The organism is Actinomycetota bacterium (assembly GCA_016700055.1).
Lineage (GTDB): Bacteria > Actinomycetota > Acidimicrobiia > Acidimicrobiales > Ilumatobacteraceae > Kalu-18.
Map to the genome: position 1 here is coordinate 1,149,045 of CP064997.1, position 16,317 is coordinate 1,165,361.

Consider the following 16,317-nt stretch of genomic DNA (forward strand, 5'->3'; position numbering starts at 1 on the left):
GGATGACCACCGTGACCTCGTCCGAGCGAGTGGTCGCGTACGTGCTGACCCACCATCCCAAGGTCGCGATGACCTTCATCTCCAACGAGATCGCCGCGATGGAGCGAGCCGGATGGCGGGTCGTCCCCATCGCCCTCAACTCTCCCGAACCTGACGACCTGAAGAGCGACTGGGCCCGGCGGGAGAGCGAGCGCACCGTCTATCTCGACCGGTTCTCCCGACTCGCGCTGGCCAAGCGGCTCGGCCAGCACCTGGTTCGCCACCCGGTGGCGATAGGGCGCCTGCTGGCGCGAGTCGCTCGTTCGGCAGGTCACGACACGTCGCTGCTCGTGACCAGGTTCGGCCACCTGCTGTACGCCACGGTCGTGGCCGACGAGATCAGCCGGCAAGACGCACGCCACGTCCACGCCCACTTCGGGCTGTCCCCGGCTTCGGTGGCGTGGTTCACGTCCGAGCTGACGGCGACGACCGCCCCGGCACAGTGCTCGTGGAGCTTCACCATCCACGGGTTCCACGATTTCGTCGACGAACGCCTTGCCCGGCTTGATCTGAAGGCGGCCGCCGCGAACTTCGTCGTCTGCATCAGCGACTTCACCAGATCGCAGCTGTGCCGCGTCACCGCTCCCACGCACTGGGATCGCTTTCACGTCGTCCGGTGCGGTCTGGACCTCGATCAGTTCGTCCCTCGTCCCGAGCGAGCCTTGGCGAGACCGCCCCACGTGCTGACGGTGGCGCGATTGTCACCCGAGAAGGGCCACGTCACATTGCTTCGGGCGGCGAGGCTGCTCGCCGATCGGGGATGCCCGATCGAGCTCGAGTTCGTCGGAGACGGCCCGTTCCGATCCGATCTGGCACGAGAGGCCGACCGGCTCGGAGTCCACGTTCGATTCACCGGCGAGCTTCAGCCCGAGCAGGTGCGCGAGCGCCTCGTGGCGGCCGACATCTTCTGCCTCCCGTCGTTCGCCGAGGGTCTGCCGGTGTCGATCATGGAGGCGATGGCCCTCGGTGTGCCCGTGGTGAGCAGCAACGTCGGCGGGATACCCGAGCTCGCCCGCAACGATGTCACCGCGCTCAGCGTGGCCGCGAGCGACGTGGAGGAGCTGGCCGGCGCGATCGAGAAGATGGTCACCGACGAGGCGACGCGAGAGCGCCTGGCATCTGCTGGCATCGCAGCCGTGCGCAGGGACCACGACAACGCCTCCAGTGTGGCCGACCTCGCGGCGTTGTTCGCCGCGGAGCTCGACCGTCCCCGCCGCTGATCCTCGGCCGGCTGGACGAGCGGCCTAACCGGAAGGGGCGCACTCCGCGACGGCACCAGCATCCTCGGTGCGCGTGATCAACCAGAGCTCGGTGCGTGACCCGGGCAGGATCCCGCCGGAGTGGAACGGGCCGAACACGGCCAAGCCGGACAGGTCTTCGGGCGGTGACGCCAGCACGACCGCCCGGCGGTTCATCTCGACGAACACCGATTGGTTCTCGGTAGGGGGAAGACCGTCCTCGGGGGCGACGTGCTGACGACTCGAATCGACGACTCCCGTGCTGTGCATGCCGTCCCAGACGAACCCACCGTCGATCTGTTCGGGTGGAATGCCTGCACAGTGCGCGACGGCGGCGGCATCGGTGAGCGCCGGCACGGACGAGGCGGAGCGGTCGAGCTCCCAGTACGCGAAGAACGCCGCCATCAGGACTCCGACTACGGAGAGCCACGCGGTGCGCCCGGTGGTCGGTCGTGCAGCGATCGACGAATGATCCCTCACGTCGGCGCCCAGCTCGTTCGCCACCTGGAGCAGGGCGACGAGCAGAGCCGCCGAGACGAGGGTGTAGCGGGTGTAGTACGCGGCCGTGACGACCGAGCTGGCCACCACCAGACCGCCTGTCAGGAGGAGCAGCAACGAGAGGTTGGTGAGCTTCGATCTGCCGTCCCAGGGGCGCGCCAGCCCCGACCAAAGGGCCTGGCAGGCCAGCCGCAGGGACCAGGGGGTGGTCAGCAAGAGCCCGAAGGCCAGCACCCACTTGACCGTGCCTCCTTCCTCGATCAGCTCACCGACCAGCGATGGTTCGGTCAGCAGCGGGCGAGTGGGCGAGAACGGGGCAGCTACCAGCCCGATCAGCACCAGACACCAGTACGGGGCTGCCGGCAAGGTTCGCAGCCAGCGGCGGGGCTGGCCGAAGAGGAACGGCAGGGGCACGAGGGCGAACGTCACCAGCGCCCCGTAAAGGGCCGCGATCGAAGAGCGCGGAGCAAAGACGAGCATTTCGGATCCGCCGTTGGCCAGACCGCGCCGCCAGATGTAGAGCGGCAGCGCCAAGGCGAGGAAGCAGCTCGCGTAGCACCACCAAGCCACACTCCTTCCCCGGCGGGCCGTCCAGAGCACGAAGGTGACGGCGACGGCCGTAGCGGCCGCATGCTGGCGCACGGAGAAGGCATATGCGGCGCAAAGGGCGCCGACGACGGCGAGGATGACCTCGGTCCGCCTCGTCAGCCGCGGCGCGGTGAGGATGCGCATCGCGAGGGCCACAGACCAGAGTGCCCCCGCGAAGTAGAACGTGTCGGCCAGGTAGGTGCCTGCTATCCCGACGAACCCGGTGTAGGTGCCGACCACGGCGATGGGCAGCAGGCGTCGGCGGACACCGAGCGAACCGACCAGGTCGCGCAGCCCGAGCAAGGCGACGAAGCCCATGAACGCCCCGAGGAGGTAGAGCTGGTAGTCGCCGTAACCGACCAGGCTCACCCACCATTCCGTCACCGGCAGCACGCCCACCAGCGTGAGGTCGTTCCAGCCGACGAGCACGATGTCGCCGGTGCGGTGGAACGTGTCGAAGATCCGCTCGTACGCCCAGGCGTCGCCGGCGGGGAAGCGCCCCGCTCCGACGACGGCGCGCCAGACGAGGGGTAGAACGCTCAGCGCAGCCGCAAGTAGGAGCTCCGCGCTCGCCGACGCGAGTCCTTCAGCGCGGCTTCGCCGTTGCCGAAGTGCCGCTTCACCGTCCGCCATAGTCGTGGCGGAGGCTAGTACCCCAACCGTCGTCGGGTCCCTCGGCCGAACACCCGTCCGGACGAGGGACCCGACGCGGGTCAGTTGAGGGGTGGGGCGATGGTGTGGGGTCCGGTGTAGTCGGGGGGGTCGAGCAGTCGTTGACCGTTGCCGATCTGGCCGCCTTGGCAGTTGAGCATGCCGTTGATGCACTTGGCGACCCAGGTGTCTTGGATGGTTGGGTCCCACGCTCCGAACCAGTCGGAGTGGAACGTGGACCCGTTGGCGTGGGTCATCCCCGGCATCTGGTCGGAGTCCAGGTGCCAGTTGCGTGAGTTGCCGTCGTGGGAGAACCACGCCCCAACGTGAACTCGGGCAGCATCACCGGATGCGTGGCCGGGCACGACAGGTGCCCGGTGTGAGGATCGGCGCTGCGGTAGGCGAGATGGCTGCGATGGTTCGCGCTGTCGAGGTTGCGGCCGTCCCAACACGTAGGGAACGTCAACGAGACGCCCACGCACACCGGAACCGCAGTTGGGGATCTGCTGGGAGCTCGCCCCACCGCTCTCACACGCCCACGAGAAGTGCGTCGGTGTCGAAGGGTTGGCCATGTCGTAGCCGGCGATCATCCGCAACCCTGCCGGCATCGAGCGGATCGCCCGGATCTGGGCCTGGTACTGGGCGCCGGCACCGATCGAACCCTTGTAGTAGACGATCAGGTAGTCGGGGGTGACCACCTTGCCGGAGGCGTCGATCAGCGCGGGCATCCAGTACGCGGAGCGGTTGATCGGCCCGCCGTGGCAGGTGCTCGAACCAGTCGTGCGCAGCGACTCGTACGTCGAGTTCGCGTTGGCCAAGGTGTTGCCGAAGAACATGTGCAGATGCGACTGGCCTGCCTGACCCGGGTACACGATCGGGTCGTCGTAGGCCAGGTGCGAGTACTCACAGATCGCCCGGAAGTTCCCCGACGGCTCCCGCGCCGACGACTCCGGAACCCGATCAGCCACCAAGAACCGACCGACATCGAAGTTGCTCCCCACCGGCGTCACCGAACCACCCGGTGCTCCAGCGGTGGCTCCACCCTGCGCGGGGGACTGGGGAACCTGCGGCGGGGTTGGTGTCCACGGGTTCGGCAACCGAGTGGCCCCCTGCGTGGCCTGAGCCCCCGGCGGCCGAGGCCGCGGCGGAACCGTGCACGAAGCACCGACGAGGAGGGCGCAGAACGCCACGGCGGCGAACCCGACCCACCTCGGTCGGTTCCCTCCCCGGACTGTTGACCCGAACTTCTTCATAGACGATGACCTCCGCTTCGACTGTCTCCGGCCGGCACTCGTGCCGCCCGGACACCGCCCGTCATCAAATCGTAACATGTTGACCGGGCCGCGCGTGGGATCGAGTCGACGTAGCTGGCGAGCGTACTCCCGTGGCACCGACGATGGAGCACGCTTACCGATGTGTTTCGAATTCGCACGCGATGCACCAGAACCATCACTTTGAGTGAGAATTCGACGGGAATAGGCTACAAATATCGCTCGGTGTGAGATATTTGAGTGACTAAAGGCCCTATTCAGAGTACCTTCACCCTTCCGGGCCAAACCGATTTCGGTGGCGCCTGGGACGGGTGGAGGAAGGACCGGTGCGAGCGAGTAGGGGTTCCCGACGATCGATCGGTCCGTCCTATCCCGCGCCGGTGGTTACGGAGTCCTTCGCTCCGCCGACGTGGCCCTCGGCCGCTGCGGTGCCGGCGCCATCGCCGGGCACCGTCGCTGAAGGCAGCCAGCGGGCACTTCCGCCTTCTCCGGCGCCGACCCGTGTGTACGGTCCGGGCAGCCTGCGCCGGCGGCTGATGGTCGCGGACGCAGTCGCGATCGGCGTCGGCATGATGCTGGCCTTCGGCTCCCAAGCGCTGCTGCGCCCGGTTCCCCACCACATCCAACTCGACCATCTGCTGCTGTCCATGCTCAGCGCGCCGTTCTGGTTCGGCGCGCTGGCGGCCAAGAGGACCTTCGCTGCTCGCGCGGTGGAGCGTCCGACCGAGGAGGTCGGCCGGCTGATGAGCGCGAGTGCGATCGGCCTGGGGGCCATGGTGGCCGTCGCCTTCGCGCTCAAGTACTCAAACCTCTCCCGCTTCTGGGTGGCCAGCGTCTACGTGTTCGTCACTTTGGTGCTGCTCGTAGAGCGCGCGTTGGCCCGAGCCGCCTTCAACCGCCTGCGCAGCAGCGGACGGATCAGCAGGCGAATCGTGATCATCGGCACCGACGCCCATGCGATCGGCATGATGCACTCGCTGCAGCGCAACCCTCACCTCGGCTACCTGGTCGTCGGCTTCCTCGGAGACGACGACCTCGGTGAACGGGGCGGGTGCAGCGTGCTCGGGCCGATCGACGACGCCGAACGGATCATGTCCGAGCACGACTGCACCGGGGCGATGGTCTCGCTCGCCTCCGTCGAACCCGCGGTCGTCAACCGCCTCGCGCGCCAGCTGACCGACGCCGGGCTCCACGTCGCCCTCTCGTCGACCCTGCGCGACATCGACGTCACGCGGATGCGCCCGCAAGCCATCGACGGACGCACCCTGATCTACATCGAGCCGACGGTGCGCGACGGCTGGCGGGGACGTGGCAAGCGGGTCTTCGACGTCGCCGCCGCCCTCGCAGTTCTCGCTCTCACCGCCCCGTTCGTCGCCATCGCTGCGTTGGCGATCAAGATCGAGTCGCCCGGACCCGTGCTCTTCCGCCAAGAACGCGTCGGCCTCGGCGGGCGTCGCTTCCGAATCATGAAGCTGCGCACGATGGTCGACGGTGCCGAATCGCAGCTGGACGACCTGCGCGAGCTGAACGAGATGGACGGTCCGCTGTTCAAGATCAGCGACGACCCGCGGGTGACGAGAGTCGGACGGGTGCTGCGCAAGTTGTCGATCGACGAGATCCCGCAGTGCTGGAACGTCGTGCGCGGCGAGATGAGCGTCGTCGGCCCGCGTCCCGCGCTGCCGAGCGAGGTCGCGCGCTGGGATGCCGAGGTGCACGAGCGCTTGCGTGTGCTGCCGGGTATCACCGGTCTGTGGCAGGTGTCTGGTCGTAGTGGCACTTCGTTCGAGGACTACAAGCGGCTCGACCTCTACTACGTGGACAACTGGTCGATCTTCCACGACGTCAGGATCGTGCTGCGCACGATCACCGCCGTCGTGCTGCAGCGCGGGGCGAGCTGACCCACCGTTGCCGACCCTCCGCTCAACCGGCGGAACCGGCTTCCGCGGGGTACGGGAACCAGCGCAGGTGCTCGAAGTCGGCGTTGGTCGACGGCGGTTCGCAAGCCCGCAGCGGCGAAGCACGGGTTGCGTCGACGAGGCGGCGGGCCTCGTCGAGCACCTGCGCGAGCACACCCTCGGGTGCCCGGCGCCGGTGCGACGGGTACGCCATCGCGCCCGACGCGTAGCTGACGTCGGCGAGGCTCATCGGCGGTGCTCCGGCCCCGTCGCGGTGGGTCCACAACCCGCTGTCGGGGTCGAAGCGGTAGTGCGCCAGCAGCTCTGCACCGGCGTCGGCGACGAGCGAGACCGCGTCGACGAGATACCGGAACGTGTCCTCGTCGATGAAGTAGTTGAATCCGACGCGTACCCAGCCGGGCTTGATCCCCTCGCAACCGCGGGTGATCTCGCGCTCGAACTCGTGTGAGCGCTCGAGATCGATGCCGAGCAGCCGGTGACCGTACGGGCCGGCGCACGAGCAGCCACCGCGGGACTGGATCCCGAACAGGTCGTTCAGCAGGGCGACGACGTAGTTGTGGTGCAGGTGCCGTTCACCGTGGCGCACGACGAACGACACGATCGACAGCCTGGCGGCACGGCGGTTGCCGAGGATGTCGATGTTCGGGTGCTCGCCCCACTCGGTGATCGCGCGCTGCACGAACGACTCCTCGCGACGGCGGATGGCATCGGTGCCGACCGCGTCCTTCAACTGGAACACCAGCCCGGCGCGGATCGAATCGACGATCGCGGGTGTGCCGGCCTCCTCGCGCTGCTCGACGCCGGGCAGGTAGTCGTGCTCGGTCGGGTTCACGTACGCCACGGTCCCCCCACCGGTGACCACCGGCACCCGGTTGGCGAACAGCTCACGCCGGGCGACGAGCACACCCGGTGTACCCGGCCCGCCGATGAACTTGTGCGGCGACAGGAAGATCGCGTCGTAGTAGTCGAGATCGGCGCCACCCGCGGGGGAGCCGACGTCGATCGCCACGTAGGGCGCGGCTGCCGCGAAGTCCCAGAACGACAGGGCACCGTGGCGGTGCAGCAGCGTGGACACGGCGGCGGTGTCGGTGAGGATGCCGGTCACGTTCGACGCGGCGGAGAACGAGCCGATCTTCAGCGGGCGCGCGGCGTGGCGAACGAGCTCGGATTCGAGGTGGGCGAGGTCGACGTGGCCGTCGGCGTCTTCGCTGATGGTCACCACGTCGGCGATCGACTCGCGCCAGGGCAGCTCGTTGGAATGGTGCTCGTAGGGCCCGACGAAGACGACCGGGCGCTGCTCAGGGGCGATCGCGTCGCTCAGGTGGTAGCGGTCGTCGAGCGCCGACGGCAGCCGCAGGCCGAGCACGCCGACGAGCTTGTCGACCGCGTACGTGGCGCCGCTGCCGCAGAAGACCACGGCGTGTTCGTCGGTGGCACCGACACTGCGACGGATGATCTGGCGCGCCTCTTCACGGAAGTGGCTGGTCTGGCGGCCGGTGCCGGAGGATTCGGTGTGCGTGTTCGCGTACAGCGGCAGGACGACATCGCGCACGTAGTCCTCGATGAACGAGAGTGAACGACCCGACGCGGTGTAGTCGGCGTACACCACCGGACGGGGGCCGTACGGGCCCTCGACCATCTCGTCGCCGCCGACGACGCTGTCGCGGACGTACCGGATCAGCACTTCCACGTCGTCGTCGGGCAGGTCGTCAGGCATCGGACACGAGCCTACGGACCGGCCCGCTCGGGCAGAGCGTCAGTCCTCCAGGAGGACGGCGAAGCGGTCGGTGTAGAAGGCGAAGCGCTCCCTCAGCTCGCCGCGGTCGAGGCCGAGCTGGGCCGCGTCGTAGTCGATCGCGCCGAAGCGGCCACGGGGGTGATCGGCCATGTAGTCGGCCATCGCCTGGCGCGAGCCGGTGTCGAGCGGCTGGTCGGCAAGTTCGTAGACGCGCTCGACCGTGGACAAGTCGTCGGCCATGAACTCGTGGAACAGCACGTCGGTGGACTGCGCGGCGGGCAGCGAATCACGGTCGCGGACCGCGGCGCGCAGCATCTTCTCCAGCCGGTCTGCCCACTCCCGCCCGATGGCGACCGGGTCGACGACGGCGGCCGACATCCGCGCCCCGTAGGCGAGCATGGTCACCATCGACACCACCACCGACACCGGGTCGCGGTGGGTGACCACGAACGTCGCGTCGGGGAAGGTCCGCGCGAGGGGGACCATCTGCTCCAGATGCTGAGGCGACTTCAACACCCAGCGCTCGCCGCCGCGCAGGAACGTGAGCACCTTCAGCAGCGTGCGCAGGTACTCGTAGTGCGGGGTCTGGTCGTGCGACTCGTAGTACGCCCGCCACGTGGGCACGTACGCCATCGACTCGAACAGCATCGTCGACATGTCGACGGCGAGTAGCTGGATCTCCTCGTGCACGTGGTCGGTGGTCATCTCGTGCATCCGCTTGAAGAGCGGCATCGATGCGTCGATCATGCCGACCGCCATGTCGCAGCGTGCCCGCCGCGGATCGGGCTCGCCGGGAGCGGGACGCTCGGCGTCGGAGAGCACCGGCTCGAGGCTCTCCCAGTAGGGCAGCGAGCGCAGGTTCGGGTCGGCGGACATCAGGTTGTGCAGGTGGGTGGTGCCGGTGCGGGGTAGGCCGCAGATCACGATCGGTCGCGCGATGTCGACGTCGTGGATCTCGGGATGGCGCGCCAGCAGGTCGGTGACGAGCAGCCGGTTCTTCACCAGACCGGTGAACGTGGAGAACATGCTGTACCGCCCGAACGCACCGAGATTGGCCTCGTCGCGCAACGACCGCAGCACCACGGCGAGCCGTTCGTGATAGGCGTCGTCCGCGGCGAGTTCGCTCAGACCGGTCTGCGCCCTGGCCTCGGCGATGACCGCGTCGGGCTCCAGCTCGACCCCCTCGGCGAGCGCGGCCACGACGTCGCGGATCTCGGCCACCTCGGCGGAGAACTGCGGCGCGGCAAGGTCGTCGATGCGCAGCAACGGCGGTCGCTCGGTCACCGCGATCCCACCCCTGCCATTCCGGCTCCCCCGTTCACGGCGAGCACGGTAACCGACATCTCCTAGGGTGCCCGGCTGGAGGTGGGCCGAAGAGATGAGCACCGAGCCGCACAACCCTGAGTTCGCCACCGGTACCGAGGTGCGTGCCCTGCTCGAGGCTCTCGCCGGGGCGGAGCGCAAGCTGTTCGAGGGTCCGAACGCGCCGGCGGACGACCAGCAAGTGCTGGAGGGCTACCGCTGGATGTTCTCGATGCTCCAGGTCGCGCTCGACACCCAGGTGTGGAGCGACAGCCGCCGGCCCCGCTTCGTAGACATCGTCGGCCCGTACAAGAAGTGGGGTGGCGACAACTCCGACGCGTACTACCAGTACGCGCCGATCGACCCCACCCGCACCTACCGCGTTCGCGCAGTGGCGGGCGACGCGGCCTACTTCTCGCTGACCGTGTACGGCGGGCCCGACGACGGCCGCTACTCCGAGCGCATCGTCGGCACCGTCAACGACCGGCTGGTCGAGATGGGGCCGGACGGCCGGTTCGAGCTGACGCTCTCCCCCGCGGAGCCGCCCCCGGGGCACACCGGCGCCTGGCTGCGTCTGGAGCCCGACGCCGTCTGCGCGATCACGCGTGACTACCTGACCGAGCCGCGCCACGGCCGGCGCGTGGCCTGGGAGATCGAGTGCCTCGACGACCCGGGGACGTTCCGCGAAGACGACGCCGATCTCGCTCGCCGGTTCCGGGCCGCCCGCACCTGGTTCGAGGAGCAGGCGGCGATGGTCCCGCTTCCGCTCGGCCAGGCGAACCACGTCGACGAGCCGTACCCGGTGCCGAGCAAGACGTTCGGCTGGGCGGCCGGCGATGCCGCGTACGCGATGGGCAGCTTCGACCTCGCCGACGACGAGGCGCTCGTGCTGCGCGGCCGTTCCCCGGAGTGCGCGTTCTGGAACATGTGCCTGTGGAACCAGTTCATGCACACGTTCAACTACGACTACGAGCGGGTGACGATCAACGGCGGTCAGGTGGCCTACGAGCCGGACGGGTCGTGGGAGATCGTCGTCGCCGCGCGAGACCCCGGGCACCCGAACTGGGTGTCGACCGCCGGGCACCCCCGCGGCCGGATCTGGTTCCGCTGGTTCTACCCGTCGGCCACACCCGAGCGCCCGACGACCGAGATCCGCAAGCTGTAGCCGGCCGCCGGGCCGGCGGACACGGGCGATCAGCCGAGCGCGGACTTGACGAGCACGGCGATGCGCGCCCCATCGGCGCCGGCACCCGCGCGGCTGCGCACGGCCTTCACCACCTGGCCCATCGCCTTCGGGCCCGTCACACCCTGCGCCGCGGCGCGCGCGACCTCGTCGGCGACGATCGCCGACAGCTCCTCGTCGCCGAGCGCGGCGGGGAGGTAGGTGGTGATGAGCGCGAGCTCAGCGCGCTCCTTCGCGCCCTGCGCGTCACGTCCCGCGGACTCGTAGACCTCGGCTGCCTCGGAGCGCTTCTTCGCCTCGGCCACCAAGACGCCGACCACCTGCTCGTCGGACAGCTCGACGGCCTCGTCGCCGGCGACCTCGGCGTTGGTGATCGCCGCGAGAGCCATGCGCAGCGTCGAGGTGGCGAGCTCGTCGCGCGCCTTCATCGCTGATGTGAGGTCTTGATGGAGCCGTTCTTTCAGTGTCGCCACCGCTCCATCATGCAGCCCGCGGCGGCCTCAAGCGGTCGGGTTTGTCGCGAAGCGTGGCCCGGCGACTCCGACATGGCTTCCGACCGGCCGCCCCACCGCACCGCACGCCACCTCGGCTGCCACGACGAGACCCGCCACGTCGACGCCCGTTTCTACGCCGTCAGCTGCCAGCGCGTGAGCGAGGTCTTCGAGAGCCACGTTGCCAGACGCTCCGGGAGCGAAAGGACAGCCACCCAGCGCGCCCACGCTGGCGTCGATGCGGTCGACGCCGGCCTCGATCGCGGCCAGCGCGTTGGCGACGCCCAGGCCGCGGGTGTCATGGAGGTGCACGCCGACTGCGACGCCGGCACCGCTGGCGAGGTCGGCGATCTCGGCCACCAGACGCCGCACCTCGGACGGGATCGCCACTCCGATCGTGTCCGCCAGCCCGATCGAAGCCACCCCCGCCTCGACGCAGCGGCCAGCCAGGGCTGTCACCCGCGCCACCGGGATCTGCCCCTCGAACGGGCAGCCGAAGCTGCACGCCAAGGTCACCTCCACCACGGCTCCGGCCGCGGAGGCCAACCCGACGACGGTGGTCAGGTCGTCGAGCGCCTCGTCGGTGCTGCGGCCCGCGTTGTGCCGCGAGTGCGTGTCGCTGACCGACACGACGAACTGGAGGTGCCCGAGCCCGGCGGCGAGAGCCCGCTCGGCGCCGCGGGTGTTGAGCACCAGCCCCCACCGGGTGACCCCTCCAGCGACGGCGGCAGTCGCTGCGCAGAGCGCCTCGGCGTCGGCCATCGCCGGGACCAGGTCGGCCCTGACGAAGGAGGTGAGCTCGAGCTCGCGCACGCCCGCGGCGACGAGCGCCTCGTAGATGGCGAGCTTCGCTTCGGTGCCGATCGGCAACTCGTCCTGGAGGCCGTCGCGCAGCGTCACGTCCCGCAGGATGGGGGTCTTCCGGGACTTGGTCGCGGGGCTGCTGGTGGTGGGGGTGGCGGCGGTGCTGGTCATCGGCCGACCGCGAACAGCTCGCCGACGCCGCCCGCCGCGGACAGTTGCGCGAGTAGAGCGTCTCTGCCCTGGAGCACGTGCTCGGTCATCAGCCGACCGGCCCGAGCCGGTTCGCCCGCGCAGATGGCCGTGGCGATGGCGTCGTGGAAGAGGCACGACCGCTCCAGCTCGTCGGGCGTGAAGCGCTGCAATGCCCGGAAGACGAGCGGTGCGTCGACTGCGGCCGCGACGAGCACCTGGACCCGGGCATGGCGGCTCATCGCCAGGACGAGGCCGTGGAAGCGGCCGTTCGCCGCCTCGAGGTCTCGCACCAGCTCGATCGACGGCTGGCGCCGGGCGCGGCGCACGGCGCCCGCGGCGGCGTCGAAGGCCGCGCATGCATCGCGCAGCGCGTGGCGCTCCTGCGGTTCGCCGCGCACGGCGGCGAGCTCGGCGGCGTACGCCTCGAGGCGGGCGCGCACCTCGTACAGATCGGAGATGTCGACCTCGGAGAGCGGCCTGACCTCGGCGCCGCAGTTCGGCTCGACGACGACGAGCCCCTCGGACTCGAGGCGACGCACTGCCTCCCGGACCGGCGTGCGCGAGCAGGCGAACGTCTCCGCCAGACGATGCTCGATCAGGCGGGCGCCCGGCGGCTCGACGCCCTCGATGATGCGCCGCCGCAACGCCTGGTAGACGCGCTCGGTGTCGTTCGCCATCGCCGGAGGCTCAGTCGCGCGAGATGCGCAGCAACCGGTCCTCGGCGCCCTCGAGCCGCACCTCGGTGATCCGCTCGTCGACGTCGTCCCACTCGGTGCGCAGCGCCCGGGACATGACGGCGTGGTGGAGGTAGAGCGTGGTGATGTAGGTCAGCTCGAGGATCTCGACGTCGTCGAGATGCCCACGCAAGGCCGTGAACAGCCCGTCGGGCACACGACCGAGGTCGTAGACGAGGCAGTCGGTGTAGGCGAGGACGAGCCGTTCCACCGGGGAGAACAGCTCGCTCGCCGCCCAGTGCGGTACCGCAGCGATCTTGTCCTCGTCGACGCCGAGCCCACGCAGCGACTTGCAGTGCTGGGAGAAGACGAACTGGCTGCCGGCAGCCCACCCGACCCGGGTCTGGCCGAGCTCCCGCAGCACCGGGTCGAGGCGGCGGGCGGTGCTCTGGTAGAGACCGAACCCCTGCACCGCGTGCTCGAGCACGGCCGGCGAGTTGGCGAAGGCGCACCACCAATCGCCGGGCGTCCCCGTGGCGGTGCCGGGCTCGGCGACGGGATCGCGATCGCCGAACAGCAGGTTGTACATGGCGGTCACGATGGGGGCGTCGGACTCGGCGCGGCTGACCTGGTGGAGCCGGGGCATCACGAGACCTCCGCGTCGTCGAGGCGCATGGGTTCGTGGCGCACGTCGTCGGGGCCGAGCTGGCGCGTCCAGGCCGCGAACTCGAGCAGGATGCCGTCGGGATCGAGGAAGTAGATCGACCGGACGAACACGCCCTCGTGCATGTCCTTCGCGATCCCGAACTCGGAGTCGTCGTGGTTGGCGACCTCGGTGCAGTCGATGCCGGCGGCGCGCAGCTTGCCGACGTACTCGTCGATGCGCTCCGGCGCGACGTCGAAGGCCACGTGGTTCATCGAGCCATGCGCGGAGGCCAGATCGCCCTGGTCGGGCCGGACCCGGGGACCGCTGACGCCCGGCACGGGTTCGGCCGCGTTCGGAAACCAGAAGAACGCGAGCGAGTCGCCGTTGCCGCAGTCGAAGAAGAAGTGCTGACCGCCGCCGTACAGGTTGATCGTCTTCGTGAGTGCCATGCCCAGCACGCCCTCGTAGAAGTCGACGGTGCGCCCCATGTCGCTACAGACAAGGGCGAGGTGGTTGATGCCTCGGAGTTCGAACTCGGCCATCGCGCGATTGTGTGCAACACGGCAGGCCTCCGTCAAGTTCGCACGACTCGAAAGTCCTACGAACAAGGCGCTTGACGTCAGTTGCCCTGCCATCGGCGCGGCTGGCAGCATGATTTGCATGCAATCGATACCAGCTGGGCCGCTCGCCGGAGTCCGTGTCGTCGAGCTCGGCAACTTCATCGCCGGTCCCTTCGCCGGCCAGCTCCTCGGCGACTACGGAGCCGACGTGGTGAAGGTGGAGGACCCCGTCGAGGGCGACCCGATGCGGGGATGGGGCGTGACCACCGCCGACGGCGACAGCCTGTGGTGGCCGACGATCGCCCGCAACAAGCGATCGGTCACCGCCGACCTGCGCACCGACGACGGCCGGGCCTTCGTCCGCGAGCTCATCGACGCCGCCGACATCGTGATCGAGAACTTCCGGCCGGGGCGGATGGCCGAGTGGGGCTTCGACTACGCAGCGCTGTCCCGGACGAACCCGGGGCTCGTCCTCGTCCACGTCTCCGGGTTCGGCCAGACAGGACCGCGGGCCGGGGAGGCGGGCTTCGGGTCGATCGGCGAAGCGGTCGGCGGAATCCGCCACACCACCGGCGACCCCGATCGGGCGCCGGCACGCTGCGGGATCAGCCTCGGCGATTCGCTCGCCGCCATGCACGCCGTGATGGGCGCGCTGGCGGCGCTCCACGAGCGCCGGTCGAGCGGTCGGGGCCAAGAGGTCGACGTCGCCATCTACGAGGCGGTCGCCTCGCTGATGGAATCCACCATGGCCGACTGCGCGGTCGCCGGCGTCGTCCGCGACCGCTCCGGCGGGACGCTCCCCGGGGTCGCCCCGGCCAACGCGTATCCGACCGCCGACGGCTCCGAGGTGCTCATCGCCGGCAACGCCGACGCCGTGTTCCGGCGCCTGTGCACCGCGATGGGCCGGCCCGAGCTGGCCGACGACGACCGCTACGCCGACCATTCGGCGCGCGGCGCCAACGCCGAGCAGCTCGACGCCGCCATCGCAGCCTGGACCCGCACCGTCGACGCCGGTGCGCTGCTCGAGCTGCTGTCCGAGCACGGCGTGCCCGCCGGACGCGTCTACACCGCGTCGGACATGCTGAGCGACGAGCACTACGCGGCCCGTGACATGGTGCTGCGCCGCCGGGCGCGTGCGGGCTTCGACCTGCCGATGACCGGGATCGTGCCGCGCTTCTCACGCACACCGGGCTCGGTGCGCGACGTCGGCCCGTCGCTCGGCGAGCACGACGAGGTCGTTCGAGCCGAACTCGCCTCCAGTTCTCGGTCGGATCAGTCGCGCTATGTGTCGGCGAGTTCAAGGGGTGAGCGCGACAGCTCCTGATTGAGGAGGTGTCGCATGGCTCAGATTGGCCGGCCGAGGTTGCGGTTGTCGGTGGTGTTCCCAGGGTTGAGGGCTCTGGCTCGGGGTGCGACCTGGGTTGAAGCTGCTGCGATCGCCGGTGTCGCCAAGAGCACGTTGGAGCTGCGCGCTGCCGAGGAAGCTGTGACGGTGTTACGTGATCGCAAGCTCCGCGACGATGCCTTGACGTTGGAGGAACGTGAGGAGATCCGGGTCGGGATCGAACGCAACGAGACCAACAGCGCGATCGCTATCCGGTTGGGTCGTCATCGGGGAACGATCGGTCGGGAGATCGCTCGTTGTGGCGGTCGCCATCACTATCGGGCGTTCGTCGCCCAGGAGCATGCCGATCAGGCCGCATTACGTCCGAAGCCATCATGGACCGAGCAACGACCGTGGCTGTGGCTCGAGGTGCAGGCCTTGATTCGTGAACGTACCTGGTCACCCGAGCAGATCGCTGAACGTCTCCGCAGAGATCATCCTGATCAGTCACAGTGGTGGGTGTCGCACGAGTCGATCTATCAGGCGGTGTTCATCCAGGCCAAAGGCGAGCTGCGCAAAGAGCTCGCCGCCTGCTTGCGGTCCGGGCGGGCGGCCCGCCGGCCGCACTCGCGCACGCCGGACACCAGGGGTCGGATCCCGAACATGGTCAACATTTCTGAGCGGCCCGCCGAGATCGAGGACCGGGCGATCCCCGGGCATTGGGAAGGCGATCTGGTCATCGGCAAGAACGGCAACAGCGCCGTGGCAACTCTGGTCGAGCGGAGCACACGGATGGGGATGCTGATCAAGCTCGACGCTCGCACCGCTGCCCATGTCAACGAGCGGATCGAAGCCAACATCGCCCGCCTTCCAACCCAGCTGGTCCGCTCGCTGACCTGGGACCAAGGAACCGAGATGTCCAGTCACCAAGCATTCAGTGTCGCCACCGGCGTCGACGTGTACTTCTGCGACCCGCACTCGCCATGGCAACGTGGCAGCAATGAGAACTGGAACGGGCTCGTGCGCCAATTCCTACCGAAGAGCACCGACCTGTCCGTGCACACCCAAGACGATCTCGACCACATCGCTGCGCTCCTCAACGGACGCCCCCGCAAGACCCTCGCATGGGATACTCCAGCCGAACGATTCGCCGAGCTTGTCGCGACCACCGCTTGAATTCGCCGTCACAAATCCGACCGAGA

Annotated in this window: 14 protein-coding genes; 5 read left to right on the plus strand and 9 right to left on the minus strand. The window is 69.1% G+C overall.

Annotated elements, in window-relative coordinates; translation table 11 throughout:
* Positions 1-2: 2 nt before the first annotated feature.
* Complete coding sequence (locus IPM43_05450; protein ID QQS25813.1) at positions 3-1,259, plus strand: glycosyltransferase family 4 protein; 1,257 nt, start codon at positions 3-5, stop codon at positions 1,257-1,259.
* Between the two features lie 24 nt (positions 1,260-1,283).
* Here IPM43_05450 and IPM43_05455 read toward each other — a convergent pair whose 3' ends face one another.
* Together IPM43_05455 and IPM43_05460 are read right to left on the minus strand one after the other, a co-directional pair.
* Positions 1,284-2,996, minus strand: coding sequence for a hypothetical protein (locus IPM43_05455; protein QQS25814.1), 1,713 nt, complete (start codon positions 2,994-2,996; stop codon positions 1,284-1,286).
* 80 nt (positions 2,997-3,076) lie between these two features.
* Complete coding sequence (locus tag IPM43_05460) at positions 3,077-4,015, minus strand: DUF1996 domain-containing protein (GenBank protein QQS25815.1); 939 nt, start codon at positions 4,013-4,015, stop codon at positions 3,077-3,079.
* A gap of 806 nt (positions 4,016-4,821) precedes the next feature.
* Between IPM43_05460 and IPM43_05465 the strand changes: the two genes are divergently transcribed.
* Positions 4,822-6,183, plus strand: coding sequence for a sugar transferase (locus IPM43_05465; GenBank protein QQS26341.1), 1,362 nt, complete (start codon positions 4,822-4,824; stop codon positions 6,181-6,183).
* A 22-nt stretch (positions 6,184-6,205) separates the two neighbouring features.
* Here IPM43_05465 and IPM43_05470 read toward each other — a convergent pair whose 3' ends face one another.
* Positions 6,206-7,918: an aminotransferase class V-fold PLP-dependent enzyme gene (locus IPM43_05470; protein ID QQS25816.1), complete on the minus strand. Its 1,713-nt coding sequence runs from the start codon at positions 7,916-7,918 to the stop codon at positions 6,206-6,208.
* A gap of 39 nt (positions 7,919-7,957) precedes the next feature.
* Positions 7,958-9,139, minus strand: coding sequence for a sulfotransferase (locus IPM43_05475; protein ID QQS26342.1), 1,182 nt, complete (start codon positions 9,137-9,139; stop codon positions 7,958-7,960).
* A gap of 178 nt (positions 9,140-9,317) precedes the next feature.
* On the opposite strand from IPM43_05475, the gene IPM43_05480 reads away from it, so the two are divergent.
* On the plus strand, positions 9,318-10,406 hold the full coding sequence (locus IPM43_05480) for a DUF1214 domain-containing protein (GenBank protein ID QQS25817.1): 1,089 nt from the start codon (positions 9,318-9,320) through the stop codon (positions 10,404-10,406).
* Positions 10,407-10,435: 29 nt separating this feature from the next.
* On the opposite strand, the gene IPM43_05485 is transcribed toward IPM43_05480, so the two are convergent.
* The 5 genes from IPM43_05485 to IPM43_05505 are packed head-to-tail and all read right to left on the minus strand — an operon-like array spanning position 10,436 to position 13,773.
* Positions 10,436-10,897, minus strand: coding sequence for a GatB/YqeY domain-containing protein (locus IPM43_05485; protein ID QQS25818.1), 462 nt, complete (start codon positions 10,895-10,897; stop codon positions 10,436-10,438).
* A gap of 27 nt (positions 10,898-10,924) precedes the next feature.
* The gene (locus IPM43_05490; protein QQS25819.1) at positions 10,925-11,890 is read right to left on the minus strand and encodes a hydroxymethylglutaryl-CoA lyase; all 966 of its coding nucleotides are present in this window, start codon (positions 11,888-11,890) and stop codon (positions 10,925-10,927) included.
* A complete protein-coding gene (locus IPM43_05495) occupies positions 11,887-12,588 on the minus strand; it encodes a GntR family transcriptional regulator (protein QQS25820.1) in 702 nt (233 codons plus the stop codon). The genes IPM43_05490 and IPM43_05495 overlap by 4 nt, the downstream gene beginning before the upstream one ends.
* Before the next feature lie 10 nt (positions 12,589-12,598).
* The gene (locus tag IPM43_05500; protein QQS25821.1) at positions 12,599-13,231 is read right to left on the minus strand and encodes a carboxymuconolactone decarboxylase family protein; all 633 of its coding nucleotides are present in this window, start codon (positions 13,229-13,231) and stop codon (positions 12,599-12,601) included.
* Entirely contained in the window at positions 13,231-13,773 is a 543-nt protein-coding gene (locus tag IPM43_05505; GenBank protein QQS25822.1) for a VOC family protein, read from the minus strand. Before IPM43_05505 ends, IPM43_05500 begins: the two co-directional genes overlap by 1 nt.
* A 118-nt stretch (positions 13,774-13,891) precedes the next feature.
* On the opposite strand from IPM43_05505, the gene IPM43_05510 reads away from it, so the two are divergent.
* Positions 13,892-15,115 (plus strand): CoA transferase, encoded by a 1,224-nt coding sequence (locus tag IPM43_05510; GenBank protein QQS25823.1) that lies wholly within the window; start codon positions 13,892-13,894, stop codon positions 15,113-15,115.
* A 15-nt stretch (positions 15,116-15,130) separates the two neighbouring features.
* Positions 15,131-16,291, plus strand: coding sequence for an IS30 family transposase (locus tag IPM43_05515; GenBank protein QQS25824.1), 1,161 nt, complete (start codon positions 15,131-15,133; stop codon positions 16,289-16,291).
* Positions 16,292-16,317 lie beyond the last annotated feature (26 nt).

Excerpts from the sequence above, each read along its gene's own strand:
- IPM43_05450 (QQS25813.1), top strand. The coding sequence starts at position 3 with ATGACCACCGTGACCTCGTCCGAGCGAGTGGTCGCGTACGTGCTGACC.
- IPM43_05455 (QQS25814.1), bottom strand. The coding sequence starts at position 2,996 with ATGGCGGACGGTGAAGCGGCACTTCGGCAACGGCGAAGCCGCGCTGAA.
- IPM43_05465 (QQS26341.1), top strand. The coding sequence starts at position 4,822 with ATGGTCGCGGACGCAGTCGCGATCGGCGTCGGCATGATGCTGGCCTTC.
- IPM43_05470 (QQS25816.1), bottom strand. The coding sequence starts at position 7,918 with ATGCCTGACGACCTGCCCGACGACGACGTGGAAGTGCTGATCCGGTAC.
- IPM43_05480 (QQS25817.1), top strand. The coding sequence starts at position 9,318 with ATGAGCACCGAGCCGCACAACCCTGAGTTCGCCACCGGTACCGAGGTG.
- IPM43_05490 (QQS25819.1), bottom strand. The coding sequence starts at position 11,890 with ATGACCAGCACCGCCGCCACCCCCACCACCAGCAGCCCCGCGACCAAG.
- IPM43_05495 (QQS25820.1), bottom strand. The coding sequence starts at position 12,588 with ATGGCGAACGACACCGAGCGCGTCTACCAGGCGTTGCGGCGGCGCATC.
- IPM43_05500 (QQS25821.1), bottom strand. The coding sequence starts at position 13,231 with ATGCCCCGGCTCCACCAGGTCAGCCGCGCCGAGTCCGACGCCCCCATC.
- IPM43_05505 (QQS25822.1), bottom strand. The coding sequence starts at position 13,773 with ATGGCCGAGTTCGAACTCCGAGGCATCAACCACCTCGCCCTTGTCTGT.
- IPM43_05510 (QQS25823.1), top strand. The coding sequence starts at position 13,892 with ATGCAATCGATACCAGCTGGGCCGCTCGCCGGAGTCCGTGTCGTCGAG.
- IPM43_05515 (QQS25824.1), top strand. The coding sequence starts at position 15,131 with ATGGCTCAGATTGGCCGGCCGAGGTTGCGGTTGTCGGTGGTGTTCCCA.